The sequence below is a fragment of the uncultured Cedecea sp. genome, from assembly GCF_947498825.1.
Classification (GTDB): Bacteria; Pseudomonadota; Gammaproteobacteria; order Enterobacterales; family Enterobacteriaceae; genus JGM124.
Genome location: NZ_CANMLV010000002.1, coordinates 30,023 through 56,652 on the forward strand (window position 1 = coordinate 30,023; position 26,630 = coordinate 56,652).

Below are 26,630 nucleotides of genomic sequence, written 5' to 3' on the forward strand. Positions count from 1 at the left end.
ATGTCGTGCCCGGTTATTGAGCTGGCCCAACAGCTTATTCGTCGCCCTTCCCTCAGCCCTGATGATGCGGGATGCCAGGCGTTAATGATAGAACGTCTGCGTGCTATCGGTTTTACGGTTGAACGCATGGATTTTGGCGAAACACAAAATTTCTGGGCCTGGCGCGGGCAAGGTGAGACCCTGGCATTTGCCGGACATACCGATGTAGTCCCTCCCGGTGACGCGGATCGCTGGATTAACGCCCCTTTCGAACCCACTATTCGTGATGGCATGCTGTTTGGTCGCGGTAGTGCGGATATGAAAGGCTCACTGGCGGCAATGGTGGTTGCTGCGGAGCGTTTTGTTGAACAGTATCCTCATCACAGAGGCCGCCTGGCGTTTTTAATTACCTCCGATGAAGAGGCCAGCGCTAAGGACGGTACTGTCAAAGTCGTCGAAGCGTTGATGGCTCGTCAAGAACGTCTGGATTATTGTCTGGTCGGTGAGCCCTCCAGTACCGAAGTGGTCGGTGATGTTGTCAAAAATGGTCGCCGCGGTTCTCTGACCTGTAACTTAACTATTCATGGGGTTCAGGGCCATGTTGCCTATCCGCATCTGGCGGATAATCCAGTACATCGCGCAGCGCCAATGCTGAATGAACTCGTCACCACTGAATGGGATAAAGGCAATGAGTTCTTCCCTGCGACCAGTATGCAAATTGCCAATGTTCAGGCCGGAACAGGCAGTAACAATGTGATCCCGGGTGAACTGTTTGTGCAGTTCAACTTTCGCTTTAGTACCGAACTGACGGATACCGAAATCAAACGTCGCGTCACCATGTTACTGGATAAATACCAGCTCCGTTATACGCTGGACTGGTGGCTTTCAGGGCAGCCCTTCCTGACACCGCGTGGTAAATTGGTCGATGCTGTAGTCCATGCTATTGAGCATTATAATGAGATTAAGCCGCAACTATTGACCACTGGTGGAACATCTGACGGACGCTTTATTGCCCGTATGGGGGCTCAAGTTGTCGAACTCGGCCCGGTCAATGCGACTATCCATAAAATCAATGAGTGCGTGAAGGCGTCCGATCTGCAGTTGCTGGCGCGGATGTATCAGCGCATTATGGAACAGCTCATTGCCTGACAACAGGGGGTATCAGCATGGAATGGCTAGCGAGTTACTGGTGGATTTTTATTCTGGTGGCACTGGTAGGCGTGTTTATTAATGTCATTAAAGATCTGAACCGGGTCGATCATAAAAAATTTCTGGCCAATAAGCCCGAATTACCGCCCCATCGGGACTGTAACGATAAATGGGATGACGACGACGATAATCCTCCCAAAAAATCCTGATAACACAACACCAGCGGGCTGAATATTCAGCCCGTTTTTTATTGTCCTGCAATATTCACATCTGGCCTGACTTGTTGAATCCAATGCTGTAATGCTTCACAGCGGACAGTATCAAGCTGTCTCAACGCCCTTTCTGTTTCCAGGCGCTGGGCAGATAACAGGGCTTTACGCCCGGTTAAATTAAATAACTGACATAGCTCACTGGGAATGTATCCACTTTCAAGCTGCCCACGTAACAAGTCTGAGGGATACTCGCACACCAGCAGCAAGCGACGCAGAGGTGCACGGGTGGAATCAAGCGGGCGGTGGGCAAAGGCAAAACCAGCCAATTCAAGCCAGTCGCTTTCATTGAGTGAATCCTCAACCGGGGCCCGGTAGTCACAGGTAATATCAAGCGGCAACGGTGGATACCAGCGCCAATCACGGAATAAACGTTGTTGCTCAGTATCAGTTAGCCTGAGACCCGCTTCAGACAGGGGTAACAGAGCCATCACGGTATAACAGCCACTGCTGGCTTCCCGTTGCGTCCCGACGCGTACCATTTTAAAACCACAACGCTGCCAGAAGCGCCATAGCGCTTCGGTATAACCAAAGCTAACTGACAGATAGTCATACTGTCCTTGGGCCAGTAACAGAGCCTGTTTTATCAGCTCACTGCCTAGCTGCTGACGTTGATGGCCTGGATGAACCGCAATACGGCTCACCCGTAACCCACGCAGCGTTGCTGCCAAAGGGCTTCCACCATGGGCCGCCAGCGACTGAGCAACCAGATTACCTCTGGGCCGTCGAAATCCCGCCCAGACTTGCTGACTAAGCAAAGGATCAAGCCCTCCCTCTTCCACCAGCCATAATGCACCTGCACAATGCTGTTCTATGGTGGCAGCCAGGTAATGCATCCCTGGCGCATCGAGCAGCCGACGCCAGTCAAGGGGTGAGGTACGGTAATGTGCCGCGGATAACAGGCGGTAAATATCCGTCAGTGGGCGAGCATTAACCGGCCAGTCGAGCTTATCAATAACCTCAAACTGTATCTCTCCCGCTGGCAGAGCATCAAGGCAAGGCTCATCGAATAGCATTATCCGATCGATTAATTGTTCCAGGGGATCATTTTCGGCCCAGCGAATAGGCGTATTGAGCGTAAAGGCGTGGCAGGAAGGCAGCGCTGCGCAAAACTTCAGCAAGAATCCGCGCCCGGTGCCTTCGTAACCCTGTACCGTGGTCGTAAGCAAAACACGAGGAAAAGGGGCAATCATTTGCTGTAGCAGTGGTGCGGGAATAGCCGCAGCCTCATCGACAATCAGCCAGTCAAAATCCCCTTCTGGTTTATTTTCTACCAGAGCATCCGGCGCGATAAAGTGAAATTGTTCTCCGGCAAATTGCGCTAGCACATCCGTTGCAGCTTTGGCTGGCGCACTGACCAGGCAGCAACCTGAACTACGGTTTACCAGCATTCCCGCCAGCGCAGATTTTCCTCGCCCACGGCCGGCGGTAACCACAGCAACACCACTTTCCATCGCGGCCAGCCGTGTGAGTAATTCTGCCTGCTCCTGCTGTGGCCCCTGATGAATCGGATGCCACTGGGGATAATCAGGCAAAGCATTCACACTGAGTGGATGATTTTGCCGCCAGACCACCGTATCAGGTGAGTCCGCGACACAAGACTTCAACCAGGTAATAAAATGGGGCGTCGGTATTGCCTCAGGAGTGTCACTCCAGCGACAGGAATCCGCATCCGGCAGCGTCGGCCAGCGTTGCCAGTCCGGCGTTAACAGTACCAGCCAGCTACCCGCCTTCAAAGTCCCCGCAAGTGCTGCCAGAGCGGCAGCATCGAGCCCCGTACGCGCATCAAAAACCGCATGCTGAAACTCTCGCCCCAGCAGAGAACGTAGCGCACCTGGCGTACAATGTAACGACCACTCGTCAGTTTTATCTCCCACCCATAGCCAGTCCCCCGTTATTCGGGCGGCTAATGCTTGGATATGCTGATAGCACCACTGCGATTCTCCTGTAATCACCAGTAAGCGTCGTATACCGCTGTCACGCATTCGGGTGGTCAGGTGTGAGAAATCATTTAACAGTGGGATATCTGGCATTATCATTTGCCGTATGTAAAGTCAGAGGACAGGCATTGTTCTGGAGAACCATTAACGAAGCCTTGGTTAAATGCCTGATAGCGTTGTTGTAGCGTACCGTAAGTGAAATTTTCCGGCATCACCGCTCCGGGAGATAACTGGGACTGTTCTTTATTAATAACCTGAGCAATATTTATCGCCGTTTCGATATCTCCGCTACTCAGGATCTGCTGTTCTGCCATACGATGCCCCCAGAGTCCGGCAAGGCAGTCCGCCTGTAGCTCTTGTTCTGGTGACACACTTGGCAGGTTATCAGACCGGCCCGGTACCAGCAGTTTTTGCACATGATGTCCGACCGCATGAGCCATCACATAACCTTGGGTAAAATCCCCTCCCGCACCAAGAACGTTTTGCATATTGTCATACAGCGTTAAAGAGACATAAACCGTATTATCCTGCGAACAATAAAATGTCCCGGAGGCCGGATTTTTACCATTACAAGTCTGGCTGACCGTATCGCGGTAGGTCACAAATCTGGGTGGCTGATACTTAAGCCCACGACGTTCAAATAGCGTTTGCCAGGTTTCATCGAGCGTTACCACTACCATGGACGTAAATTCAGTGGCTTCATTGGCGGGCAATACGGCTTGTTCATCAGGTATCGCAGACGTTTGTACCGTCGTCTTTTTAGTAAAGAAATCCAGGATCGCGGACTGGTAATAACTGGCCAGAATAACCATCATCAGCAAAATAAAAAAACCTTTGCCTCGAGGAAGACGAAAAATACCGCCCCCTGAACGCATAGCAGACGAACCAGTAGTACGTCGTTTCGGTTCCGGGTGATTATTTTTAGGCTGTTCCTGCTGGCGCATGTTTGCTACCTCCCGACCTTTCATAAGCAGAAATTCTAGAGGGATAATGGTCGGATAGCTACTGTAACACAATGAAAAAAAAGGACGCTTAGCAGCGTCCTGATTCAGCAAAACGAAAACGATTGCGCAACTAGTCTAATTTAACGCCCAGACGGTGTGCTACAGCTTCATAGGCTTCAATCAACCCACCGAGGCTCTGACGGAAACGGTCTTTGTCCATTTTGTCGAGGGTTTCTTTATCCCAAAGACGGCTGCCATCTGGTGAGAATTCATCGCCCAGAACCACTTCACCGTTGAACAGACCGAACTCCAGTTTAAAATCAACAAGGATTAATCCTGCATCATCAAACAGTTTGCTCAGAACGTCGTTGGCTTTGTAGCTCAGCTCGCGCATACGGGCAAGATGCTCTTTGCCAACCCAGCCGAAGGTTTCGCAGTAAGACTCATTGACCATCGGGTCATGCATCGCATCGTTTTTCAGGAACAAGTCGAATAACGGTGGATTAAGCAGTGTCCCCTCTTCGATACCCAGACGCTTAACCAGCGACCCTGCTGCACGATTGCGGATAACACACTCAACCGGCACCATATCCAGTTTCTTTACCAGCACTTCGTTATCGGAAAGTAGCGCTTCCATTTGGGTAGGAATACCCGCTTCTTCCAGCTTAGTCATAATAAAATGGTTAAACTTATTGTTCACCATACCTTTACGATCAAACTGTTCGATGCGTGCGCCATCTCCTGCTGACGTATCATTGCGAAACTCAAGTACCAACAGATCGGGATTTTCCGTACTGTAAACGGTCTTCGCTTTGCCGCGATACAACTCAGCTTGCTTTTGCATCTTTCTGTCACTCCAGGTGTTATAACCGCTTTGCGGTCAAGGATTAATACATAGTGCTTAATTAAAAAGGGTCGGTAAAAACCGACCCCTCTACAATCATTTATTAAATGCGGCCTGGAATACTGCGACCAGAGCGTCATTTTGCGACTGCGTCAAGGCATGTCCTTTCGGATCGATAAACTGCATGCTACTGCGGTTATCCAAATCACCTATCTGCAATTTGTAGTCGCCACTGGCAAGATCCGGATCTCTTGCACCCAGTTCAGTCCAGGCACCATCAGAAAGCGGTTTATATGTCACCGCGATACTGCCTTTAGAACGGGTAGCATCAGTGACTTTCATGCCCATTTTTTCAAGCGTTGCAGGCAATTTTCCCCAGACGGCGTTAAACGGTGCACGCACCACCAGCATAGGTAAACCGGTGTCATCAAATGCGCTTTGCACGTCGAATTCGGAAACAGAACGATTGTTCTGCATATTCTGCCGGGTCGTTTGTGCGTTATCCAGACCTAAACTGATGCTGTTGAGCATTTCAGAACTGTAACGCTGCACTGCAGCAGGATCAGAGACAGGTTTGCCACCCTGCTCCAGGTTCAGCAACTTAACCACGATAGACTGCTGATAGCCCTGAGGTAAGAGACTTATCTGATAGCGCCCACGGTATTGCTGATCTTCGTCGGCACGATTCCATTCAACCCAATCGGTGGTGAGGGTTTGCTGACCATCACTACGCTCAGCGATGGTATAGTTTTTCTCCTGGAGAATACTCACTACTTGTGGCCACAGGCCATTCGCCAGAGCCGCCTCGACGAGCAATGTCGCGGTATCTCCTGCAAATGCGGTCCGTCCACCGTTAATTAAAGCCAGAGCTTGAGTCGGTGGACGAATATCCAATTCTTTACCAATTGCAGCGCTACTACGAACCACAGGAACGTCATACCTACCATTCTGAACGGGCAAGATCATTCCGGCTGGAGCATGCAAATCGGAAAGCGGTGCCGCTTGCAGATAGGCCTCATCGCCGCTCACCTGACGTTTATAACGCTGATCGCTGCTACATGCAGCAAGCAACATGGCGAGCGAGACAACAGCAACTTTTGCCACCGTCGATTTCTGTACTGAGTAAGCCATTAAATCTCCCTAGCTTTTACAGCAAACCTGCATGCTTAAGTGCCTCAAGAATGACCGGGCGACTTGCGTCGGTTATCGGTGTCATTGGCAAACGTAAGGTGTCGGTTGCTACAAGACCCAATTCCTTTGCAGCCCATTTGACTGGAATAGGATTAGGCTCTACAAATAGTTTATGGTGTAGCGGCATCAGACGCTGATTAATCTCACGAGCTTTTGCAAATTGCCCTTCGGCAGCCAGTTTACACATTTCTGCCATCTGGCGCGCGGCTACGTTTGCGGTAACAGAAATAACGCCGTGACCACCGAGCTGCATAAAGTCTAATGCATTAGCATCATCGCCGCTAACCAGGATAAAATCATCGTTAACCAGCTCTTTGATCTGGTTTACACGACTTAAGTTCCCGGTAGCTTCTTTGATACCGATAATATTTTTTATCGCTGACAGTCTGCCAACGGTTTCAGGCAGCATGTCACAGCCGGTACGCGATGGTACATTGTACAGCATCTGTGGCAAGTCGGTACTTTCAGCAATCGCTTTAAAGTGCTGATACAACCCTTCCTGAGTAGGACGGTTATAGTAAGGAGTTACAGAAAGACAGCCAACAATGCCGCTATTGTGGAAACGTTTCGTCAGAGAGATGGCTTCAGAGGTGGCATTCGCCCCCGTCCCTGCGATAACTGGAATTCTGCCGTCAGCCAGTTCCAGAGTTAACATCACAACATCACCGTGTTCGTCATGACTCAAAGTCGCAGACTCACCGGTTGTTCCCACCGAGACAATTGCCGACGTTCCAGCGTCGACATGATAGTCAATCAGTTTTTTCAGACTGGACCGACAAACATGACCTTTCTCATCCATCGGTGTAATTAACGCGACAATACTTCCCGTAAACATTGGCGACCCTCTGTGCAAACATGTTCCCCAATGTTACGTTTGGTGCTATCACAAAAGCAAGCAGCCAGAAGGCGCTAAGCGGTTGGCAGCAGGTTTTTTTTGTGCTTTCCTAATGAATATCGCTCTCATACACAGGAAGAAGACGTTTGACACCCTCACCACACCATTATTTGGTTATCACAGCACTGGGAACCGCTCGCCCGGGTATCGTCAATACTATCACCCGCCATGTCAGCAGCTGTGGCTGTAATATTGAAGATAGCCGTCTTGCTATGCTGGGGGAGGAATTCACTTTTATTATGTTACTTTCGGGTAGCTGGAATGCGATAACCCTGATTGAATCAACGCTTCCGTTAAAAGGTGCTGAGCTCGATCTGTTAATTGTGATGAAGCGTACCGCCGCGCAAGGCCTTTCTCGGATGCCGGTGAGTGTCTGGGTACAAGTCGAGGTGGCTGATTCACCCCACCTGGTTGAACGTTTTACCCATCTGTTTGATGCGCATAACATGGATATCGCTGAACTGGTATCCCGCACCACTCCAGCGCAAGACAGCCAGGAGCCAAAGCTGTATATTCAAATCACTGCACATAGTCCTGGCTCAGAAGATGCGAGTATTATCCAGCAAGCCTTCAAATCCCTATGTACAGAACTCAACGCAGAAGGCACTATTAGCGTGGTTAACCTACAACAAGAAGATTGAGAGAGACGGAGAGAATCGATGAATCCACTGAAAGCCGGTGACAGCGCACCTAAATTTAGCCTGCCAGATCAAGATGGCGAGCAAGTAAATTTAACCGACTTCCAGGGACAGCGCGTATTGGTTTATTTCTATCCGAAAGCGATGACTCCCGGCTGTACTGTGCAAGCCTGTGGTTTACGCGACAATATGGATGAACTCAAGGCGCATGGCGTCGAAGTGTTGGGTATCAGCACTGATAAACCAGAAAAACTGTCCCGTTTTGTCGAAAAAGAGATACTTAACTTCACCCTGCTGTCTGACGAAGATCATCAGGTGAGTGAACAGTTTGGTGTCTGGGGTGAAAAATCCTTTATGGGAAAAACCTACGATGGCATCCATCGTATTAGTTTCCTGCTCGATGGTGAAGGTAAAGTCGAGCATGTATTTGATGACTTCAAAACCAGCAACCACCATGAGATTGTTATTAACTGGCTAAAAGAAAACGGTTAGTTCAGATTTTTACAGTATTAAAACGCTCGATGTGCCTCATCGAGCGTTTTTTATTATTACGACAGGTCAATATTTTTTTCTGGCTCAGACTCTTTGGCGAGCGTTTTTTTATCTGATACCCCTGCCACGATTCCCGCAGGCAAATGAGGGGCCACAAGACGACGATATCCCCATGCTCCCAGCAGTGCACCGACCACGGGTGCCGCCAATGGAATCAGAAAATAAGGGACAGTATACCCGCCGGTAAAAGCCACTTTCCCCCACCCTGCCAAGGCCGCAAAAATTTTCGGACCTAAGTCACGAGCAGGATTAAGCGCAAATCCGGTTAATGGCCCCATCGAAGCACCAATAACGGCAATCAGTAAACCAATCAGTAACGGTGCCAGTGCCCCGCGCGGTATGCCGTTACCCTCATCAGAGAGTGCAATAATCATTGCCATCATCACCGCAGTGATAACCATTTCCACACTAAATGCCTGAATCAATCCCAGGCGACTATCAGGATAGGTAGAAAAAATACCCGCCAGCGGCAAACTGTCGAGGCTACCACGCACAATATGATGCGTTTGTTCGTAATCAATCAGTAGATTAACATACAGCCCGTAGACTAAAGCCGCGCCGCAGAAGGCTCCTGCGACTTGGGCCATCATATAAGGTAATACTTTACGCCGTTCAAAATGGGCGAACAGGCAGAACGCCAGGGTAACAGCAGGATTCAAATGTGCGCCAGAAACTCCGGCAGTCAGGTAAATGGCCATAGCAACGCCAAATCCCCAAATAACGCTGATTTCCCACTGACCAAAATTAGCGCCTGCAACTTTATATGCCGCAACACAACCGACACCGAAAAACACCAGTAGTCCGGTACCCAGCATTTCAGCAATACACTGTCCTTTTAAACTCGCTGCCTGACCCATAATCTACCCCGCTATAAATAAATGACACCCCTGAATACAGGTACTGTATATGCTGAGAGGATAGCCAACTATGCAATACCCTTTCCGCCATGAGTTGATTTGATAAATTCTATTTTAATACAGATGTTTACGCTTAAACTGGCTGGCATCAATGTCATATTGCTTCATCTTGCGCCATAACGTTGTACGCCCAATATTGAGCATCTGAGACATCTCTTGTACGCGACCGCTCGTCACTCGGGCGGCATGAATAATGGCCTCTTTTTCGATAGCCGTGAAAGTCAGACTCGCGGGTAGCAATGATGAGTGCCCCCTGTTTCCGGGACGCTCATTAAATAAATGAGCCGGAATATGACTCAAGCGGATACGACCGTGCTCGCTACTGATAGCAATATTTTCAATCACACTGTTAAGTTCGAAATCGTTACCCGGCCATGAGTAAGCGACCAGTTGCGCCTGGGCATCTTCATCCAGTTTAAGGCGAGAAGAAAAGCGTCTCTCAAGACTGCGTAGCCGATTATGTATCAGAGCGGGAATACTGCTATTTCGTTCCCGCAGAGGAGGAATAACAATTTCAAAGGAATGTAGCGCATAGTAGAGTTGACGACTGAAGCGGTTCTGCTCTACTTGATTGCCCAAATCAACCGTCGTCGTGGCAATAATTTTTACATCGATGGGGGTCAGGCGTCGAGTATCCAGCCGGGTGAGCACTCCTTGCTTAATAACCTGCAATAATATCGACTGCAGTTCCGGAGCCAGATATTCAATTTTATCCAAAAAAAGCGTGCCACCATTCGCCAGTTCCAGACGACTTAATCGCCCGTTTTCTTCATGGGTCTGCGTGCTTCCCATAAAGTCATGCCCCAGAATATTGTCTGCATCTAACTGACAATTTACCGCAACATAAGGGCCATCAGCTTGTTCACTTTCATTATGAATAGCCTGTGCAATCAGTTCCTTACCGACACCTTCTTCCCCACGCAGCAATACAGGGAAACGGCCTCTGGCAGCCTGTCGTCCAAAATGGATCAAACGCCGAGTTTCAGGACAGTCAGCCGACATTTGTTCGAAAGTGTGGGTGACTTTTCCCAACTGACTGGTCATTAACTGGCGCATCTGCTCAACGGGATGGAGCAATAGAATAAAACTGTTGCCCTGCTCTTCCACAATTGGCTTTAAAGTAATCACTGCATCAATAAACTGATGCTGACTTTCAAATGTCACTTCGGCATGATTCAGGACTTTGGCATGTTTAATCGCGCGACGTAACAACGTCGGGAGCGTTATCAGTTCGTTGATGTTCCGCCCCTGGCTTTTCTGGTTATCCAGATAAAGCATAGTCGCGGCTTGTACATTAAGAAATTGCAGCACACCTTGCTCATTCCATGCCATCACTCCAGCATCCATGCTTTCCAGCAACCCATACATTTGGTTCAAATGACGATTAGATTCAGCCAGTAAACTGTCTGTTAATAATGCGTTCCCTACTTCTCTGGCAATAGCGAGTGTTAACGAGAGATCGGCAACAGAGGCCTCTGTGGTCTGACAGCATAAAGCGATTGAACCAAATAGCCGGCCATTATTGTCAAATACCGGAGTAGAGCAGAATGACCATGGGAACAATACTTGCTTAAAATGTTGCTCGCCCTGGGTTTTTATCGGCAAGCCCTGTATGGCTGCCAGTGAAAGTGCACTCGTTCCGATGATGCTCTCGGCACAATAACTTCCAGTAAAGAAACCCAATTCCTCAAGCTGTTCTCGTACTTGAGGATGACCATAGTGGCTGAGGATGCAGGCGGATTCATCAAGGATAAAGAGCGCACAGGCTCGGTTATCCATAAATTCCCATGCATCTTCCAGAGCTGCCTGAGCAATCGTCAACAGCGCTGTTTTACGACGGCAGATAGACTCAAAAGTCAGCCCCTGAGCCTGATGAGGAATACCCCAGTTTTCCCGCTGCATGATTTTCCCGCAACGCTGCCAGGATTGGTCGATAAACGAAGAAACATCATGCTCTGTTTTTTGGTTTTGTGTAGCCATTACCTGTCCTGGAGCTCCAAATAGATCTACCAGAGATATCTGCTGACCATCATTTCATTTTGTAGTGAGTGTATCTGCAAAAAAGTAAAAACACCCCTTAAAATAGCAGGGGCAAGTCACAAAACAACAATATTATGGTTGTCTTAGTGTGGTACGTTATTTGCGAGCCAGCCATTGCTCACCAAAACGGTCAGCGGTGAGGATAGCGGCATAGACACTTTCTGCTGAGACTGGGAACGGCATATTATGAATGGTTTCACCAGGTGCACAGGTTGCTTTTGCAACCGCCATAATTTTGTCTTCAATGCCCTCTTTAACCCCCATTTGTGCAAGAGTCACTGGCAGGCCGACTCTCTGACAGAAGCCCAGTACCGTTTCGATTTCTGTCGTTGGGCTATTTTGCAATACCAGCTGAGCCAGCGTACCAAACGCGACTTTTTCACCATGGTATAAGTGATGACATTCTTCAAGAATAGTGAAACCATTATGAATAGCGTGAGCCGCCGCAAGTCCGCTACTTTCAAAACCGATACCACTCAGATAGGTATTCGCTTCGACAACACGTTCCAGAGCCACGGTCACAACGCCCGCTTTTGCAGCCAGTAAGGCTTTTTCACCTTCAGTCATCAATGTGTCATAGCAAAGACGTGCCAGACTCAATGCAGCAGCTGTGGACTGACCGCCTGCCATACTAACGGCTCTGGCGTCATAGCAGGCTTTTGCTTCGAACCAAGTAGAAAGTGCATCACCCATGCCAGCGACCAATAAGCGTACCGGTGCTTTGGCAATAATGGTCGTATCCATGACCACCATGTCAGGGTTTTTCGGATAAATAAGATACTCTTCGAACGCCCCCTCTTCAGTATAGATAACAGATAGCGCACTGGTTGGCGCATCAGTCGAAGCAATTGTCGGAATAATCACCACTGGCAGTTTCTGGTAATAGCCTATCGCTTTTGCTGTATCCAGCGTTTTGCCGCCGCCGATACCGACCACGCCTTTACAGCCTTTTTGTTTTAAAATATCTATCAGACGGTTAATTTCCACATGGCTGCATTCACCGTTAAAACGTTCTGCGTGACAGTGAATATTATGCTCATGCAGGCCATTGAGTACTTTATCCCCCGCCAGTTTCATCACGAAATCATCAGCTATGACAAAAAAACTGTCTGCCAGATTTTTAGCGTATTGGCCAAACAATGCGGATGCATCAGGACCCTGGAGATATTTTGCCGGAGATTGAATAACTTGTAGCATTCTCTTCACCCTCAAATTAAGTATTGAACTCGTCTTCATGATGGCGCCTGGCCTTGTTCACTTCTGCTAATTCATTTCAGCGAGAGGTTGAACACTAGCGGCGCGATAACATCACTCTAGAGCGGGTGGACGGCAAAAAAACTTTCATCAATTTTGTTCTTATATGAAACCTAAAATCAAAATACATGTTTCAATGTGGAACATAAAATCAGGCAAACTATAAGGATTGAGATCTCTATCCGTCTTTACCTTACAGTCCGCACCAGAACCAGAACTGAACAGCGCTTCTCTGTCAGTTATAAAAATAATATTCGGCACAAATATGGCGAACCTGAGTATCGTTGATAGCTGTCAGAATGTAGCTTTGTCTCTCATTGTTGTTCTTTTTCAACAAAACAGGTTCCATTTTGAAACGAATTAATAAACTCAAGTTTCACTATGGAACCTATTTTTCCGCTGTATTTCTTTTTCGCTATCGAAGCCAAAATCACTCTATCGACCATGAGAGAAGGTCTCATGCCGCCAGCTTACATCGGGCCGGAATAAATCCTGTAGCCCTGTTGATATTTTGCGGAGTATAGAAAATGAAAAAATTGATTAACCGTGTCGAAGATGTACTAAGTGAACAACTTATCGGTCTGACTAAAGCACATCCTGAACTGCAACTGCATCAGGATCCTGTCTATATTACCCGAGCGGATGCCCCTGTGGCCGGAAAAGTCGCGCTATTATCCGGCGGCGGCAGTGGCCACGAACCTATGCACTGTGGGTTTATCGGAAAAGGGATGTTAGCCGGTGCCTGCCCGGGTGAAATTTTTACCTCACCGACACCAGACAAAATGTTCGAATGTGCAATGCATATTGATGGTGGGAAAGGGGTTCTGCTAATTATTAAAAATTACACTGGCGATATTCTTAATTTTGAAACGGCCACCGAGCTGTTACACGAAAGTGGCGTAAAAGTGGCAACCGTCGTGGTAGATGATGATGTCGCCGTCAAAGACAGCCTCTACACTGCCGGGCGCCGTGGCGTAGCCAATACAGTATTGATTGAAAAATTGGTGGGTGCAGCAGCAGAGCGTGGCGACTCTCTGGAAGCCTGCGCCGAACTGGGACGCAGGCTGAATAATCAGGGCCATTCTATCGGTATTGCATTAAGTGCCTGTACTGTTCCTGCGGCGGGGATCCCTTCTTTTGAGCTTCAGGATAACGAGATGGAATTTGGCGTCGGGATCCATGGAGAACCCGGTATTGACCGCCGTCGTTTTACTTCCCTCGACAATACCGTTGATGAAATGTTTAACACCTTACTGGAAAATGGGCATTACACCCGTACGTTACGTCAATGGGACAGTGTTAAAGGCAACTGGCTGGAAATAAAACAAGAAAAACAAGCACTACAACGCACCGACAAAGTCATTGCTATGGTCAATAATCTCGGTGCGACCCCCCTTTCAGAGTTATACGGAGTCTATAACCGCCTGGAAAAATGCTGCCAGGAAGCCGGTATCACTATCGTTCGTAATCTGGTTGGTACCTGGTGTACTTCCCTGGATATGGCTGGCTTCTCCATTACTTTACTGAAAGCCGACGATGAGACGCTCACTTTATGGGACGCCCCCGTTCACACCCCTGCCCTGAACTGGGGTCACTAAGGAGATAATGATGCCATTAAATAAGAATCAAATTGTTAGCTGGCTCTACCGCTGTGGCGACATTTTTACCACCGAACGAGACTTTTTAACCGGTCTGGACAGAGAAGTGGGTGATGCTGATCACGGGCTGAATATGCATCGTGGCTTTAGTCAAGTGGTAGAAAAACTCCCGGCAATTGCCGACAAAGATATTGGTTTTATTCTAAAAAATACCGGTATGGTGCTGCTCTCTAATGTCGGAGGTGCCAGTGGCCCCTTATTTGGCACCTTCTTTATTCGTGCAGCTCATGTCACCCAAGCCCATCAGAGCCTGACACTGGATGAACTGTATCAAATGATCAGCGAAGGTGCTGATGGAGTAGTGAACCGAGGTAAAGCTGAACCAGGTGACAAAACAATGTGTGATGTCTGGTTACCCGTTGCAAAATCACTCAAACAGTCCAGCGAGCAGCATCTGTCACTACAAGCAGCGCTTGATACAGCCTGCCAGGTCGCAGAACAGGCAGCACAAGCAACGATAACCATGCAGGCACGTAAAGGACGCGCCAGCTATCTGGGTGAGCGCAGCATTGGACACCAGGATCCGGGGGCAACATCGGTGTTGTTTATGATGCAAATGCTGGCAGCAGCAGCCAAAGAGTGACGTAAAGGATAAGGCGATGGTGAATCTGGTAATTGTTTCTCATAGCGCCCTACTGGGCCAGGGAGTCGGGGAATTAGCCCGACAAATGTTGAGGGAGGATGGCTGTCGGCTTGCCATCGCTGCGGGTATAGATGATCCCGAGAATCCTATTGGTACCGACCCCATCAAAGTGATGGAAGCGATTGAGTCCGTGTCAGACACTGATCATGTGTTGGTGATGATGGATATGGGAAGCGCTTTGCTGAGTGCTGAAACAGCGTTAGAACTGCTTGATCCTGACATCGCACAGAAAGTACGTTTATGTGCTGCTCCGCTAGTAGAAGGGACTCTGGCCGCAACCGTCAGCGCCGCCGCGGGTGCCAGCATCGAAAAAGTGATGCTGGATGCACAAAATGCCCTGCAGGCAAAACGTGTTCAGTTAGGGCTACCTGCACAGGAAGTCGCGATACAAGCTCCAGAACAGCCTGACTTAAAAGATCCTGATGCTCAGTCAGCCACCGTTGTTATCTACAATCCTAATGGTTTGCATGTCCGCCCGGCGGCCCGACTGATTGATGCTCTGTCAGGGTTTGATGCCCATCTGCTATTAGAAAAAGGCGGTAAATACATCAAACCCGACAGTATTAACCAGATTGCTCTGTTGCAGGTTCGTTGCCACGATAAACTTCAGCTTATCGCGACAGGAACCGAGGCGACAGAAGCATTAGCGGCATTTCGTGCTCTGGCAGAGGAGAACTTTGGTGAGCATATCGCTCCCCCTGCGCCTCAAAACCCACTCGTTGCAGGAAAGGTCAGTATGCATGGCTGGGTATTACAGTACACGCCAGTCGATTTTGCCCTGGCAAAGTCAGTCAGCTCCCAGCCAGATGATGAAGTAAAACGTCTGCAAAAAGCCATTAATCAGACGCTTGACGATCTTAATCATTTGGCCCAGCTCGCCGCTGAAAAATATTCCGCCGATATTGCCGCTATCTTCTCAGGCCACCACACCCTGCTGGATGACGCTGAACTTTTCGACAGTGCCTGCTCGCTCCTGCGCTCTCACCAGTACAGTGCTGAATGGGCGTGGTATCAGGTGATGACAGACCTGAGTAATGCGTATCAAAATTTGGATGATGCCTATCTTCAGGCTCGCTATATCGACACAGAAGATATTTTACACCGTACCCTTAGCCATCTGAAACAGACGGCAGATGTTTTCCCGGTGTTACAGCACCAGACCATCCTCGTTGCCGATGATATTTATCCTTCAGTGGTGCTTCAGCTAGATGCCAGCAAAGTGGCAGGGATAATCCTGAAAAAAGGGAGTCCGGAGTCTCATAGCGCGATTATTGCCAGAGAAGCGGGGATCCCGTATCTCTGTCTGCAAGGCGATGCGTACCACGGCTTACACAACGGCGAGCTCCTGACGCTGGATAACGTCCCTACCCGTCCGCGGTAATAAGCCTCATTTGTTTATCTCTGGCGTTCCTCCGAAAACCGTTTTTGGAGGAACGTTATCTGTTCGGCTCAGGGTGAGACTACGTTATCTTCATCGACGATGTCATCATCCGGCCAGGCATAGACCACCGCTTTAACCAGTGTTGCGAGCGGAATGGCAAAAAAGACGCCCCAGAAGCCCCAGAGACCACCAAAAATAACCACGGATAAAATAATCACTAAGGGGTGAAGATTGACCGCTTCTGAGAACAATACTGGCACCAGTACATTACCATCCAACGCCTGAATTGTCAGATAGACCGCAAACAGGGTCCAGAATTCGGGACCGTGACCGAACTGAAATAACGCGACAAATACCACTGGAATGGTAACGACAAAAGCCCCAATGTAGGGAATAAGCACAGAGAAACCGACCAGTACAGCCAGCAGCAGCGAATAATTTAAGCCAAAGACGATAAAACCAAGATAAGTCGCTGCCCCGACGACGACCATTTCCAGCACTTTTCCGCGAATATAATTGGTAATTTGCTGATTCATCTCGATCCATACGCGCCCGGCTAAGGTACGATTGCGGGGCAACACACGGCGTACGGCATTGAGCATCTGTTCTTTATCTTTGAGTAAAAAGAACACCATCAACGGCACCAGGATCAGATAAATAGCCAGGGTTAATAATCCCACCAGTGATGCCAGGGAAAATTTCACCACCTGATCTCCAACGCCAGTCAGCCTGGAGCGCATATTTTCGGTCATTGCGTCAAAAATACCCACATCCACCAATGCCGGGTAACGTTTCGGTAAGGTCGCTGCAAAGTCAGTCAGATGATTCAACATCGTCGGTAAATCACGGATCAGATAAATACCTTGCTGCCAGGCAATGGGTGCCACGACGAGGGTAAATAGCAGAAGAATGCCTACGGAAAAAATCAGCATAATACTGGCCGCCCAACCACGTGAGCAGCCGAGCCTTTCCAGTCTTGCCGTTGGCCATTCAAGTAAATAAGCCATAACAAGTGCAACTAATAACGGTGCAAGCAGACTATGGAAGAAAAACAGTATGCCAAACCCCACCACCAGAATCACCAGCAGCGCAATCGCTTCTGGATCGCTGAAGCGGCGACGATACCACTGTAATAACATACCGAGCATATAAACATCCTGAGTCTTTTTGGCGGAGATGAATTGTAACCAATTGGAATGGAAAAGACTTTGCTTTTTACTTCGTCATGGGGAGATAGTAACTGATTGAATGAGTGGTTTATTCCATGCTGTTTATGAGCTTTAACAGTGACTTCCCCACTACCGCGAGTTAAAGTAAATATTATATATGAAAATTTGCTTCTGCATTGACATATCAAAATTGGACTTCGACTCTACAGGACAGCTGTTATGATCAGGCCGTTGAAAAAGAAACTGATTACCGCGCTTATGTTCGCGTCACTGGCTGGAAACCTGCCAGCGACCGCTGCCGATTTCAATGATCAACTTCCCGATATCGGCACAACGGCGGGTAGTACCCTGTCGATAGGTCAGGAAATGCAAATGGGGGACTATTATGTTCGCCAGCTGCGTGGAAGTGCGCCATTAATTAATGATCCATTGCTGAATCAGTATATTAATCAGCTGGGTACACGCCTTGTCAGCCATGCCTACTCGGTTAAGACTCCGTTTCAGTTTTATTTAATTAATAATGACGACATTAACGCTTTTGCCTTTTTTGGCGGCAATGTTGTGCTCCATTCAGCGCTGTTCCGTTATGCCGATAACGAAAGCCAGCTGGCTTCAGTACTGGCACACGAAATATCTCACGTCACCCAGCGCCACCTGGCGCGGGCAATGGAAGATCAGCAAAGAAAGGCGCCACTGACTTGGGTTGGTGCGTTGGGTTCTATCCTGCTCGCTATGGCAAGTCCGCAAGCGGGTATGGCGGCATTATCAGGCACCATGGCGGGTACTCAACAAAGTATGATCTCCTTTACTCAGCAAAATGAGCAGGAAGCTGACCGGATTGGGTTACAAGTTTTACAGCGTGCTGGTTTTGATCCTCAGGCAATGCCAAGTTTTTTTGAAAAATTGCTCGATCAGTCGCGTTATTCCACTCGTCCACCTGAAATGCTGTTAACCCACCCACTGCCAGAAAGCCGTCTTTCTGATGCCCGTAACCGTGCTAATCAGATGCGTTCTGTAGTCGTCCAGTCATCTGAAAATTTTTACTTAGCAAAAGCTCGTGTTCTGGGGATGTATAACACCGGTCGTAACCAGCTGTCAGACGATCTATTGAATAGCTGGTCAAAGGGGAATATTCGCGAACAGAATGCCGCCCAATACGGGAAAGCGCTCCTGGCCATGAACGATAAAAAGTGGGATAAAGCGCGTAATCTGTTAAAACCACTGTTAACTGCCCAACCCACTAACCCTTGGTTTATCGACCTGGCGACAGATATCGATATAGGTCAGCATAAAACGGCTGAGGCAGTGAATCGGTTGAAGAATGCCCCAGGGTTAAAAAATAATCCTGTGCTGCAAATTAACCTTGCCAATGCTTATGTTGAAAACTCACAGCCAGCCGAAGCCGTCACTATACTTAACCGCTATACCTTTGCTCATCCCAATGATCCCAATGGCTGGGATCTTCTGGCACATGCTCAGGCCTCTTTGGGTCATCGCGATCAGGAATTAGCGGCACGTGCTGAGTTACTGGCGATCAACGGTCAACTGGATCAAGCTATCACCATGCTCGGTGGTGCCAGCCGTCAGGTTAAACTGGGTAGCTTACAGCAAGCCCGTTATGACGCGCGAATTGATCAGTTGCGCCAGTTACAACAACGCTTTAAACCTTATACCAAGATGTAATGGAGCCTTTATGTCCGCTATTGTCACTCTCTACCATAACCCTCGCTGCTCCAAGAGCCGTGAAACGCTTAAACTATTGCAAGATTCAGGTGTGGAGCCTGCAGTGGTACGCTATCTGGAAACGCCTCCGGATGCGGCAACCATCACCTCATTACTTGATATGTTAGGTTTTAGCGACGCACGAGAACTGATGCGTCGTAAAGAAGAGGTTTACCGTTCACTGCAACTTGATAATCCGCAATTAAGCCAGGAATTCCTGATTCAGGCGATGATCAATAATCCGATTTTAATTGAACGCCCAATTGCAGTGGCCCATGGCAAAGCACGTATTGGCCGTCCACCAGAGCAAGTTCTGGAAATTATTAATAACTAGTCTGTTATCGCCATCATAAAAAAACAGGGAAGGCTATCGCCTCCCTCAGATTGCTGACAAAGAAGGAAAAAACGTGGTTTTTCCTTCTTTGTGTTATCAGCCGAAAATCAATGAATTGATTTTCCTGTTTATTTTCATAAATAAGCGCTGAGAATTAGATATCACTTTAGCTTTGTCATCAGTCTCAGGGAAGGCTGTCGCCTCCCTGTTTTTTATCACCGTACTGTGTTTCTGTAGACCTGTGCACCCGGTTCGATATAAATACTCTCGATGCCTACCCCTAATTTACGCGGATCGTGCCCAAGAATGTTTCCTTCATTAGACAGTTGCGGAGCTGGCGGAACAATAGTCAGTATATGACTGCCTTGCGGATTACTCATATGCAATGTTATCTCGGAGATTTGTTCCCCTAGAGTAATGCTGTGTTCTTCGTTTCCGACTTTAACTAATACCGGCTGATTAATATTCTGGCCAAAAGCTTTCGCCTTCATCTTCAGGGTAAACTGTTCCGGAAGGGGCTCCCGATACTCAATCGTTATCTCTGGTGCCAGATTTGCATTCGACCAGCGTCCCCATGACTCAGGACGCGAAATCCCGCTAAATTTTGCAACAGTATCGGGAGCACCTGGAATGTTAAAGATAAAACCAGGGGCCTGATAACGAATATTATTTTCTTCAATTTTTAACTGCTCAACATTCTGCTGAAAACGTTCGTTACTGCCTTGCTGCGTTTCCCAGACAACAGGTCGGGTTTCTTGCGGACTGGATAACAGACTCACTACAGGCTGTCCGTCAAGCTGGCCCTGCGCGGCACACAGTTCGGTAGAAAGCACCAGTTCAGGATCCCAAAGACGGGCCATTTTAAAACACTTATCCACCCAGATAAATTTATCATCACCTTTAAAGCCTGCAAGCTGATAGCGAAGCGGCGCGGAATACTCACTTTCTGGCAATGGCTCAATTTTATCTTCACCGACTTTAAGCAGCATAGGTAAACGGAAATGCGCTCCGGAGTAGCTAAATAGGTTGTTATCCCGGTCAACCGTAAACTCAGAGATCGTTTTCGGGAAGTTCCACAAATCAATGATGTCAGGTTTCCACTCCATGATTTTATCTTTCAAATTAAGGAAGATAAAAGAGAGTGATTGGGCAGAAAAACTACTTCTTCCCAAACCAATTGCGTTGCCTCCTCCTAAAAGATCCAGCACGGTTGCTCCGTTATCCATCGGATTACGTTTCAGTGCCTTTAGCTCGGCCTCAGGAGCATTGCCCTGCAGAATAAAAAACAGATTATTTCTGTCCTGCGGAGTGAGATATTTATAGGCGCTATTGTTCATTGCCAGGTGATCGGAGGAGACCACAATTAGCGTCTGATCAAAATAAGGAGAAGCTTTAATTTTTTCGATAAGTTTCGCAATATGCTCCTGACTACAGGCAACGGCACTGAAACTCTTATTATTTTTCCCTTCGTAGCTGTAACTCTGGCGTTTACAGCTTTGCGAAATGAAGCCATCCGGATGATGAGTATCAACAGTGAGCGTGAATAAAGAGAAACGCTCCCCTTTCTTTGATAGCTCAATAAATTTCTCATAGACCTCGTTCAGAACCGTATCATCGTAGAAGCCCCAGTTATTACGATAAGACTGGTCTTCAACAATATTTTTAAGTTCCTGTGCGCCATAGGTGTGATCGAAGCCGTGGGAAGAGAGAAAAACATCTTTTCCGGCAAAGCGCAGATCTGCGCCTTGAATAAAGTAGTTTTTATATCCTGAAGCTTTCAGGATATCGCCAAGGCAGATATTTTTAGGGAAAAAACTCGACATTGACGCCGATGAGTTGCCTTCAAACGGAGCAAATAGCGGAATACCACATTGTGAAGCCACCATTCCGGCAATAGTATAGTCCATTCCGGGTAACTGGCCGGTATGACTAAAGTCTATCCCGGTCGCTTTTACTGCGTTTAATTCAGGAGTGAGTTCCGGAAATAGATTGTCGTCAAAATAGGTGCGTTCAAGACTTTCGGCATAGATATACACCAAATTCAGCTTAGGATCCTTGATGGTCTTCTGCGGTATCTGGTAGTAATCTGCGAAATCAGACTGTCCATGTGGTTTTTGCGAAACAACCAGTGACTTAACTTGCTGAAAAGCCGGGGCAACATAAACAGAAAACAGTGCCAGAACTAAAGCCAACAGACTGTAGCCCCAATGACAAGGCTGGTTTCTGCGGCGTAAAACCCAAGTTAATGTCCCGATAATCACAATCAGACCAACAACAATTCCCAGGCCCGGTAAAATATATTTACCAATACCAGCCCCTGTCATACTGCTGGTCAGGGTATAGAGAACGGCATCATTGATCCCTTCCCCGGTAAAGTAATCGCTGGCGATAAAAGTGATGTTAAGAACAATAAAAAGACAGGAAATCAGTAAAATAGCGGAAAACCATCCGATATTTCTCCCTGCTTTAAGTGAATACAATGCAATAGCTGCACAAAAGAGAAAAATTGAAAGTAATTCCAACAACGCCAGTCCCTCAAGAATCGCGCAACCTGGCGCAGTATCATAACCGGGCGCTAATTTAACTCTGTTGCCATCTTGCTGCAATTTTCATGACATAAATTTGCGCATTACCACTAAAACATTGCACTTCTGCCGGGGGTTTATCTCAATAATATTTCTGTTCTACGCCTTTTTGTCAGAACAGCCCCAGTCTCAAATCGGCCATGAAAATGACGAGCCATGCCGTAAAACGTAACCGGAACCCATTCCGAGCCAATCTTTTATACATTCAAGGGCGTAAAAAAGCCCTGAATCAAGGAGAGAGAATGATGTTTGAAACAGTCCGCTATGATTTTTCGGCAGGTAAGCAACTCAGTGATTATAGTCTGGAGCAAAGCTAATCCTTTCCTCTTGAATCAATAAATGTTGAAAGAAACGTACTCAGATTAGTCGCATCAAATCTTCAAGATGGCGAACTCATCATTAAAACCAAAGCCAAATCCACTGGCATCAGCCTTCTGCTAAATGTGAAGAATATAAAAGGAGCAACATCAAACAACGGCACACCACTGTCCAAAATTCAGCGATAAAAATATCAACACGGGTCCACGATGACGCGATTATTGCTGTTAAGCAGGGTGAATCCTTTGAATTCACCGGGTATAAACTGGCTTATGTCAGGTATTTACCTATCAATTCTATACGGCTAACCCATTAGAGCTACTCCATGAATCAAGGTATCTTTCCCCCATCGCTAAACGGAGGATATACAGATGTCTTTAATTAATACCAAAATCAAACCTTTCAAAAACAGCGCTTTTAAGAAAGGTGAGTTCATCGAAGTGACAGAAAAAGATGTTGAGGGCCGCTGGAGTGTGTTTTTCTTTTACCCGGCTGACTTCACGTTTGTTTGTCCGACTGAACTCGGTGATGTGGCCGACCACTATGAAGAATTCCAGAAACTGGGTGTTGATATCTACTCTGTTTCAACCGATACCCACTTTACCCACAAAGCCTGGCACGGTAGTTCTGAAACAATCGCCAAAATTGACTATGCCATGATAGGCGACCCTACAGGTGCCCTGACCCGTAACTTTGAAAATATGCGTGAAGATCAGGGCCTGGCTGACCGCGGCACCTTTATTGTTGACCCGGAAGGTATTATCCAGGCTATCGAAGTGACTGCCGAAGGTATTGGTCGCGATGCTTCAGACCTGTTGCGCAAAGTCAAAGCAGCGCAGTATGTTGCCAGTCACCCAGGTGAAGTTTGCCCGGCAAAATGGAAAGAAGGTGAAGCGACCTTGGCTCCCTCTCTCGACCTGGTCGGTAAAATCTAATATTTCACCTTCCGATGCGTTTATCGACTGTCACGGCAGTCGATAAAACTCATCACCAAACTGCCGGCATACTCCTGCCAGCAACAGAATAATATTTGCTATCTCTCTTCTCTTTCTCGGCAGTGTTAAGCCTATATTTTTCAGGTAATAAGGGGGCCTTTTATGCTCGATACTACAATGAAAAACCAGCTCAAGGTCTACCTTGAAAAACTGACCAAACCGGTTGAATTAATTGCCACTCTGGATGACAGCGCTAAATCTGCTGAAGTAAGTCAATTACTCACTGATTTAGCAGAACTTTCAGATAAAGTGACCTTATCCGTTGATAACACTTTGTCTGTGCGTAAGCCCTCATTTTTGATCACGAATCCGGGTTCAAATCAGGGTCCTCGCTTTGCAGGCTCACCGCTTGGCCATGAATTTACCTCTCTGGTGCTGGCGTTATTACAAATGGGCGGACACCCTTCCAAAGCCTCAGTTGAAATTCTTGAACAAATCCAGGCTATCGAGGGTGATTTTCACTTCGAAACCTATTATTCCCTGACTTGCCATAACTGTCCTGATGTCGTACAGGCTCTGAATCTAATGAGCATTCTTAACCCGCGAATCACTCATACAGCGATTGATGGTGGGGTTTTCCAGAATGAGATCCAGGAGCGCAATATCATGGGTGTTCCTGCCGTATTGCTGAATGGTAAAGATTTCGGTCAGGGACGTATGACGCTCGAAGAGATCGTCAGTAAAATTGATACCGGTGCCGAAAAACGTAAAGCCGAAGCACTGAATGCTCGTGCACCTTACGAAGTATTTATTGTTGGCAGTGGCCCGGCTGGTGCAGCGGCAGCAATTTATGCCGCACGTAAAGGTATTCGCACCGGTCTGATGGGCGAACGATTCGGCGGTCAGGTGCTGGATACTGTCGATATTGAGAACTATATTTCCGTGGCAAAAACGGAAGGTCAGAAACTGGCTTCCGCACTCAAAGTCCATGTCGATGAATATGATATCGATGTCATTGACAGTGAAAGTGCCAAAACCTTAATTCCCGCAAGCGAGGAAGGTGGGATGCATCAACTGGTTACTGCTTCAGGCGCAATACTCAAAGCCCGTTCGATTATTATTGCCACCGGTGCAAAATGGCGCAATATGAATGTACCTGGTGAGGAACAATACCGTACCAAAGGGGTAACCTATTGCCCACACTGTGATGGCCCGTTATTTAAAGGTAAACGTGTCGCCGTTATTGGCGGCGGTAACTCTGGTATAGAAGCCGCAATCGATCTTGCAGGACTGGTGGAGCATGTCACCGTACTGGAATTTGCCCCGGAGATGAAAGCTGACAAAGTATTACAAGACAAAGTCCGTAGCCTGAAAAATGTCGATATCATCCTTAATGCCGAGACCCGGGAAGTCAAAGGAGATGGCAGTAAAGTCACTGGCTTGCTGTATCGGGATCGTGTCAGCGGTAACCAACATGATATTGCCCTGTCAGGTATCTTTGTGCAGATAGGTCTGCTACCCAACACTCAGTGGCTGGATGGTGTGGTTGAGCGCAATCGCATGGGCGAAATTGTCATTGATACCAAAGGTGAAACCAGTGTCAAAGGTATCTTTGCCGCCGGAGACTGCACAACGGTACCTTATAAGCAGATAATCATTGCTACAGGTGAAGGCGCGAAAGCTTCTCTGAGCGCATTTGATTACCTGATTCGTACTCCTGTTGCGGTCGCTAACGCGGCATAACATCCTGAAATGATACTGATAGCATAAAAAAAGCGGCAATATTGCCGCTTTTTTACTGGTATGACGTGACGGATATTTTTATTTACGACGCCAAATGGTGCCTTCAGCGCCATCTTCCAGCACAATACCCAACTCATTCAAACGGTCGCGCGCCTGATCCGCCTGAGCCCAATTTTTGCTCGCACGGGCTTCATTACGTTGTTTGATTAGGGCTTCTATTTCTGCCACTTCGCCATCATCGGCCTGTGCGCTGCTTTGTAAGAACTGCTCCGGATCTTGTTCCAGCAAGCCCAGTACACCAGCCAGGGAACGTAATGCCGATGCGAGGCCATTTGCTGCCTGCGGGTTTTCACTCTTCAGACGGTTAATTTCACGCGCCATATCAAACAATACGGCATAGGCTTCCGGAGTATTGAAATCATCGTCCATGGCTTCACGGAAGCGGGCTTCATACGCTTCACCGCCCGCAGCTGCAACGCTTGTATCGGTACCGCGCAAAGCGATATACAAACGTTCAAGAGAAGCGCGCGCCTGTTGCAGGTTCTCTTCACAGTAGTTCAACTGGCTGCGGTAATGCCCGGAAATCAGGAAGTAACGTACGGTTTCAGCATCATAATATTTCAGGACATCACGTACGGTGAAAAAATTACCCAATGATTTAGACATTTTTTCACGATCAACCATCACCATTCCGGAGTGCATCCAGGTGTTAACATAGTCACCGCTATGGGCACAAGTTGACTGTGCCATTTCATTTTCATGGTGAGGGAAAATCAGGTCTGAACCGCCACCGTGTAAATCAAAATGATTACCCAGCTGTTTGCAGTTCATTGCCGAACACTCAATATGCCAGCCCGGACGCCCGGCTCCCCAAGGGGAAGTCCAGCTAGGCTCACCGGGTTTCGACATTTTCCACAAAACGAAGTCCATCGGATTACGCTTCGCGTCAACCACATCTACGCGCGCGCCGGCCTGGAGCTGCTCAAGATCCTGGCGAGACAAGGCACCATAATTCGGATCGCTTTCAACAGAGAACAGTACGTCACCGTTGTCAGCGACATAGGCGTGTCCGCGCTCCAAAAGCTGCTCAACGAGCCCTATAATTTCCGGAATATGATTGGTGGCGCGCGGTTCGCTATCAGGACGCAAAATATTCAGGGCATCGAAGTCGTTGTGCATTTCAACAACCATACGATCGACCAGGGCGACGAAATCTTCGCCATTTTCATGCGCACGCTTGATAATTTTGTCGTCAATATCGGTGATATTGCGTACATAGGTCAGTTCATAACCACGATAACGTAAGTAGCGAGCAACCACATCGAAAGCGATAAAAGTGCGTCCGTGTCCAATATGACAGAGATCGTAAACCGTGATACCACACACGTACATGCCGACTTTTCCAGCATGAATAGGCTTAAATTCCTCTTTTTGGCGAGTCAGGGTATTAAAAATTTTTAACATCGGGAGATTCCATGTCTGTGTGTGGAAAAAGCAATAACTCATCTTATTCTGGGATTTTACCCCGAA

At 47.8% G+C, this 26,630-nt stretch carries 22 protein-coding genes; 11 read left to right on the forward strand and 11 right to left on the reverse strand.

Translation table 11 applies throughout. The annotated features are described in order from the left end of the window. Both dapE and Q1A40_RS03565 read left to right on the forward strand, forming a co-directional pair. Nucleotides 1-1,128, forward strand: a complete 1,128-nt coding sequence (gene dapE / locus Q1A40_RS03560) for a succinyl-diaminopimelate desuccinylase (protein WP_299998012.1) — start codon at nucleotides 1-3, stop codon at nucleotides 1,126-1,128. A 17-nt stretch (nucleotides 1,129-1,145) separates the two neighbouring features. Beyond that, entirely contained in the window at nucleotides 1,146-1,337 is a 192-nt protein-coding gene (locus Q1A40_RS03565; RefSeq protein ID WP_299998014.1) for a YpfN family protein, read from the forward strand. 38 nt (nucleotides 1,338-1,375) lie between these two features. Here the strand turns inward: Q1A40_RS03565 and Q1A40_RS03570 are convergent, their stop codons facing one another. The 5 genes from Q1A40_RS03570 to dapA form a co-directional block, all read right to left on the reverse strand. Then, nucleotides 1,376-3,430: a GNAT family N-acetyltransferase gene (locus Q1A40_RS03570; RefSeq protein WP_299998017.1), complete on the reverse strand. Its 2,055-nt coding sequence runs from the start codon at nucleotides 3,428-3,430 to the stop codon at nucleotides 1,376-1,378. A 2-nt stretch (nucleotides 3,431-3,432) separates the two neighbouring features. After that, entirely contained in the window at nucleotides 3,433-4,281 is an 849-nt protein-coding gene (locus tag Q1A40_RS03575) for a neutral zinc metallopeptidase (RefSeq protein WP_299998019.1), read from the reverse strand. Nucleotides 4,282-4,411: 130 nt separating this feature from the next. Continuing rightward, nucleotides 4,412-5,125 carry a phosphoribosylaminoimidazolesuccinocarboxamide synthase gene (purC, locus tag Q1A40_RS03580; RefSeq protein WP_259049501.1) on the reverse strand — a complete coding sequence of 238 codons (714 nt, stop codon included), beginning with the start codon at nucleotides 5,123-5,125 and terminating at the stop codon, nucleotides 4,412-4,414. A 96-nt stretch (nucleotides 5,126-5,221) separates the two neighbouring features. Further along, complete coding sequence (gene bamC, locus Q1A40_RS03585) at nucleotides 5,222-6,256, reverse strand: outer membrane protein assembly factor BamC (protein ID WP_299998023.1); 1,035 nt, start codon at nucleotides 6,254-6,256, stop codon at nucleotides 5,222-5,224. A gap of 16 nt (nucleotides 6,257-6,272) precedes the next feature. Continuing rightward, on the reverse strand, nucleotides 6,273-7,151 hold the full coding sequence (dapA, locus tag Q1A40_RS03590; protein WP_299998025.1) for a 4-hydroxy-tetrahydrodipicolinate synthase: 879 nt from the start codon (nucleotides 7,149-7,151) through the stop codon (nucleotides 6,273-6,275). 146 nt (nucleotides 7,152-7,297) lie between these two features. Between dapA and Q1A40_RS03595 the strand changes: the two genes are divergently transcribed. Together Q1A40_RS03595 and bcp are read left to right on the forward strand one after the other, a co-directional pair. Further along, nucleotides 7,298-7,852, forward strand: coding sequence for a glycine cleavage system transcriptional repressor (locus tag Q1A40_RS03595; protein WP_299998027.1), 555 nt, complete (start codon nucleotides 7,298-7,300; stop codon nucleotides 7,850-7,852). Nucleotides 7,853-7,870: 18 nt separating this feature from the next. Further along, complete coding sequence (gene bcp / locus Q1A40_RS03600) at nucleotides 7,871-8,341, forward strand: thioredoxin-dependent thiol peroxidase (RefSeq protein ID WP_299998029.1); 471 nt, start codon at nucleotides 7,871-7,873, stop codon at nucleotides 8,339-8,341. A gap of 56 nt (nucleotides 8,342-8,397) precedes the next feature. On the opposite strand, the gene Q1A40_RS03605 is transcribed toward bcp, so the two are convergent. The 3 genes from Q1A40_RS03605 to Q1A40_RS03615 all read right to left on the reverse strand — a co-directional run bounded on the left by Q1A40_RS03605 (nucleotide 8,398) and on the right by Q1A40_RS03615 (nucleotide 12,555). Continuing rightward, the gene (locus Q1A40_RS03605) at nucleotides 8,398-9,258 is read right to left on the reverse strand and encodes an MIP/aquaporin family protein (protein ID WP_299998031.1); all 861 of its coding nucleotides are present in this window, start codon (nucleotides 9,256-9,258) and stop codon (nucleotides 8,398-8,400) included. A 114-nt stretch (nucleotides 9,259-9,372) separates the two neighbouring features. Then, nucleotides 9,373-11,298 (reverse strand): dihydroxyacetone kinase operon transcriptional regulator DhaR, encoded by a 1,926-nt coding sequence (dhaR, locus tag Q1A40_RS03610; RefSeq protein WP_299998033.1) that lies wholly within the window; start codon nucleotides 11,296-11,298, stop codon nucleotides 9,373-9,375. Nucleotides 11,299-11,454: 156 nt separating this feature from the next. Beyond that, on the reverse strand, nucleotides 11,455-12,555 hold the full coding sequence (locus tag Q1A40_RS03615) for a glycerol dehydrogenase (RefSeq protein ID WP_299998035.1): 1,101 nt from the start codon (nucleotides 12,553-12,555) through the stop codon (nucleotides 11,455-11,457). A 584-nt stretch (nucleotides 12,556-13,139) separates the two neighbouring features. Between Q1A40_RS03615 and dhaK the strand changes: the two genes are divergently transcribed. Genes dhaK through dhaM form a run of 3 tightly spaced genes read left to right on the forward strand, consistent with a single transcriptional unit; the run spans nucleotide 13,140 to nucleotide 16,294 of the window. Further along, nucleotides 13,140-14,210 carry a dihydroxyacetone kinase subunit DhaK gene (dhaK, locus tag Q1A40_RS03620; RefSeq protein ID WP_299998037.1) on the forward strand — a complete coding sequence of 357 codons (1,071 nt, stop codon included), beginning with the start codon at nucleotides 13,140-13,142 and terminating at the stop codon, nucleotides 14,208-14,210. Nucleotides 14,211-14,220: 10 nt separating this feature from the next. Then, a complete protein-coding gene (gene dhaL, locus Q1A40_RS03625; RefSeq protein WP_299998332.1) occupies nucleotides 14,221-14,853 on the forward strand; it encodes a dihydroxyacetone kinase subunit DhaL in 633 nt (210 codons plus the stop codon). Between the two features lie 16 nt (nucleotides 14,854-14,869). After that, nucleotides 14,870-16,294 (forward strand): dihydroxyacetone kinase phosphoryl donor subunit DhaM, encoded by a 1,425-nt coding sequence (gene dhaM, locus Q1A40_RS03630; RefSeq protein ID WP_299998039.1) that lies wholly within the window; start codon nucleotides 14,870-14,872, stop codon nucleotides 16,292-16,294. A gap of 68 nt (nucleotides 16,295-16,362) precedes the next feature. Here the strand turns inward: dhaM and Q1A40_RS03635 are convergent, their stop codons facing one another. Beyond that, on the reverse strand, nucleotides 16,363-17,442 hold the full coding sequence (locus Q1A40_RS03635; RefSeq protein WP_299998041.1) for an AI-2E family transporter: 1,080 nt from the start codon (nucleotides 17,440-17,442) through the stop codon (nucleotides 16,363-16,365). Nucleotides 17,443-17,682: 240 nt separating this feature from the next. Here Q1A40_RS03635 and Q1A40_RS03640 point away from each other — a divergent pair, with 240 nt between their 5' ends. Further along, on the forward strand, nucleotides 17,683-19,146 hold the full coding sequence (locus Q1A40_RS03640; protein ID WP_299998043.1) for a M48 family metallopeptidase: 1,464 nt from the start codon (nucleotides 17,683-17,685) through the stop codon (nucleotides 19,144-19,146). 10 nt (nucleotides 19,147-19,156) lie between these two features. Then, nucleotides 19,157-19,519: an arsenate reductase (glutaredoxin) gene (arsC, locus tag Q1A40_RS03645; protein WP_299998045.1), complete on the forward strand. Its 363-nt coding sequence runs from the start codon at nucleotides 19,157-19,159 to the stop codon at nucleotides 19,517-19,519. Nucleotides 19,520-19,734: 215 nt separating this feature from the next. On the opposite strand, the gene opgB is transcribed toward arsC, so the two are convergent. After that, on the reverse strand, nucleotides 19,735-22,044 hold the full coding sequence (gene opgB / locus Q1A40_RS03650; RefSeq protein WP_299998047.1) for a phosphatidylglycerol--membrane-oligosaccharide glycerophosphotransferase: 2,310 nt from the start codon (nucleotides 22,042-22,044) through the stop codon (nucleotides 19,735-19,737). A 749-nt stretch (nucleotides 22,045-22,793) separates the two neighbouring features. Here opgB and ahpC point away from each other — a divergent pair. Continuing rightward, entirely contained in the window at nucleotides 22,794-23,357 is a 564-nt protein-coding gene (gene ahpC, locus Q1A40_RS03655) for an alkyl hydroperoxide reductase subunit C (protein WP_299998049.1), read from the forward strand. A gap of 162 nt (nucleotides 23,358-23,519) precedes the next feature. After that, nucleotides 23,520-25,100: an alkyl hydroperoxide reductase subunit F gene (ahpF, locus tag Q1A40_RS03660; protein ID WP_299998051.1), complete on the forward strand. Its 1,581-nt coding sequence runs from the start codon at nucleotides 23,520-23,522 to the stop codon at nucleotides 25,098-25,100. Nucleotides 25,101-25,178: 78 nt separating this feature from the next. Here ahpF and cysS read toward each other — a convergent pair whose 3' ends face one another. Beyond that, nucleotides 25,179-26,564 (reverse strand): cysteine--tRNA ligase, encoded by a 1,386-nt coding sequence (gene cysS / locus Q1A40_RS03665; RefSeq protein ID WP_299998053.1) that lies wholly within the window; start codon nucleotides 26,562-26,564, stop codon nucleotides 25,179-25,181. Nucleotides 26,565-26,630 lie beyond the last annotated feature (66 nt).

Excerpts from the sequence above, each read along its gene's own strand:
- bamC (WP_299998023.1), bottom strand. The coding sequence starts at position 6,256 with ATGGCTTACTCAGTACAGAAATCGACGGTGGCAAAAGTTGCTGTTGTC.
- Q1A40_RS03565 (WP_299998014.1), top strand. The coding sequence starts at position 1,146 with ATGGAATGGCTAGCGAGTTACTGGTGGATTTTTATTCTGGTGGCACTG.
- dapE (WP_299998012.1), top strand. The coding sequence starts at position 1 with ATGTCGTGCCCGGTTATTGAGCTGGCCCAACAGCTTATTCGTCGCCCT.
- dapA (WP_299998025.1), bottom strand. The coding sequence starts at position 7,151 with ATGTTTACGGGAAGTATTGTCGCGTTAATTACACCGATGGATGAGAAA.
- Q1A40_RS03635 (WP_299998041.1), bottom strand. The coding sequence starts at position 17,442 with ATGCTCGGTATGTTATTACAGTGGTATCGTCGCCGCTTCAGCGATCCA.
- dhaR (WP_299998033.1), bottom strand. The coding sequence starts at position 11,298 with ATGGCTACACAAAACCAAAAAACAGAGCATGATGTTTCTTCGTTTATC.
- ahpF (WP_299998051.1), top strand. The coding sequence starts at position 23,520 with ATGCTCGATACTACAATGAAAAACCAGCTCAAGGTCTACCTTGAAAAA.
- Q1A40_RS03615 (WP_299998035.1), bottom strand. The coding sequence starts at position 12,555 with ATGCTACAAGTTATTCAATCTCCGGCAAAATATCTCCAGGGTCCTGAT.
- bcp (WP_299998029.1), top strand. The coding sequence starts at position 7,871 with ATGAATCCACTGAAAGCCGGTGACAGCGCACCTAAATTTAGCCTGCCA.
- dhaK (WP_299998037.1), top strand. The coding sequence starts at position 13,140 with ATGAAAAAATTGATTAACCGTGTCGAAGATGTACTAAGTGAACAACTT.
- dhaL (WP_299998332.1), top strand. The coding sequence starts at position 14,221 with ATGCCATTAAATAAGAATCAAATTGTTAGCTGGCTCTACCGCTGTGGC.
- purC (WP_259049501.1), bottom strand. The coding sequence starts at position 5,125 with ATGCAAAAGCAAGCTGAGTTGTATCGCGGCAAAGCGAAGACCGTTTAC.
- ahpC (WP_299998049.1), top strand. The coding sequence starts at position 22,794 with ATGTCTTTAATTAATACCAAAATCAAACCTTTCAAAAACAGCGCTTTT.
- Q1A40_RS03570 (WP_299998017.1), bottom strand. The coding sequence starts at position 3,430 with ATGCCAGATATCCCACTGTTAAATGATTTCTCACACCTGACCACCCGA.
- arsC (WP_299998045.1), top strand. The coding sequence starts at position 19,157 with ATGTCCGCTATTGTCACTCTCTACCATAACCCTCGCTGCTCCAAGAGC.
- Q1A40_RS03605 (WP_299998031.1), bottom strand. The coding sequence starts at position 9,258 with ATGGGTCAGGCAGCGAGTTTAAAAGGACAGTGTATTGCTGAAATGCTG.
- cysS (WP_299998053.1), bottom strand. The coding sequence starts at position 26,564 with ATGTTAAAAATTTTTAATACCCTGACTCGCCAAAAAGAGGAATTTAAG.
- dhaM (WP_299998039.1), top strand. The coding sequence starts at position 14,870 with ATGGTGAATCTGGTAATTGTTTCTCATAGCGCCCTACTGGGCCAGGGA.
- Q1A40_RS03575 (WP_299998019.1), bottom strand. The coding sequence starts at position 4,281 with ATGCGCCAGCAGGAACAGCCTAAAAATAATCACCCGGAACCGAAACGA.
- Q1A40_RS03640 (WP_299998043.1), top strand. The coding sequence starts at position 17,683 with ATGATCAGGCCGTTGAAAAAGAAACTGATTACCGCGCTTATGTTCGCG.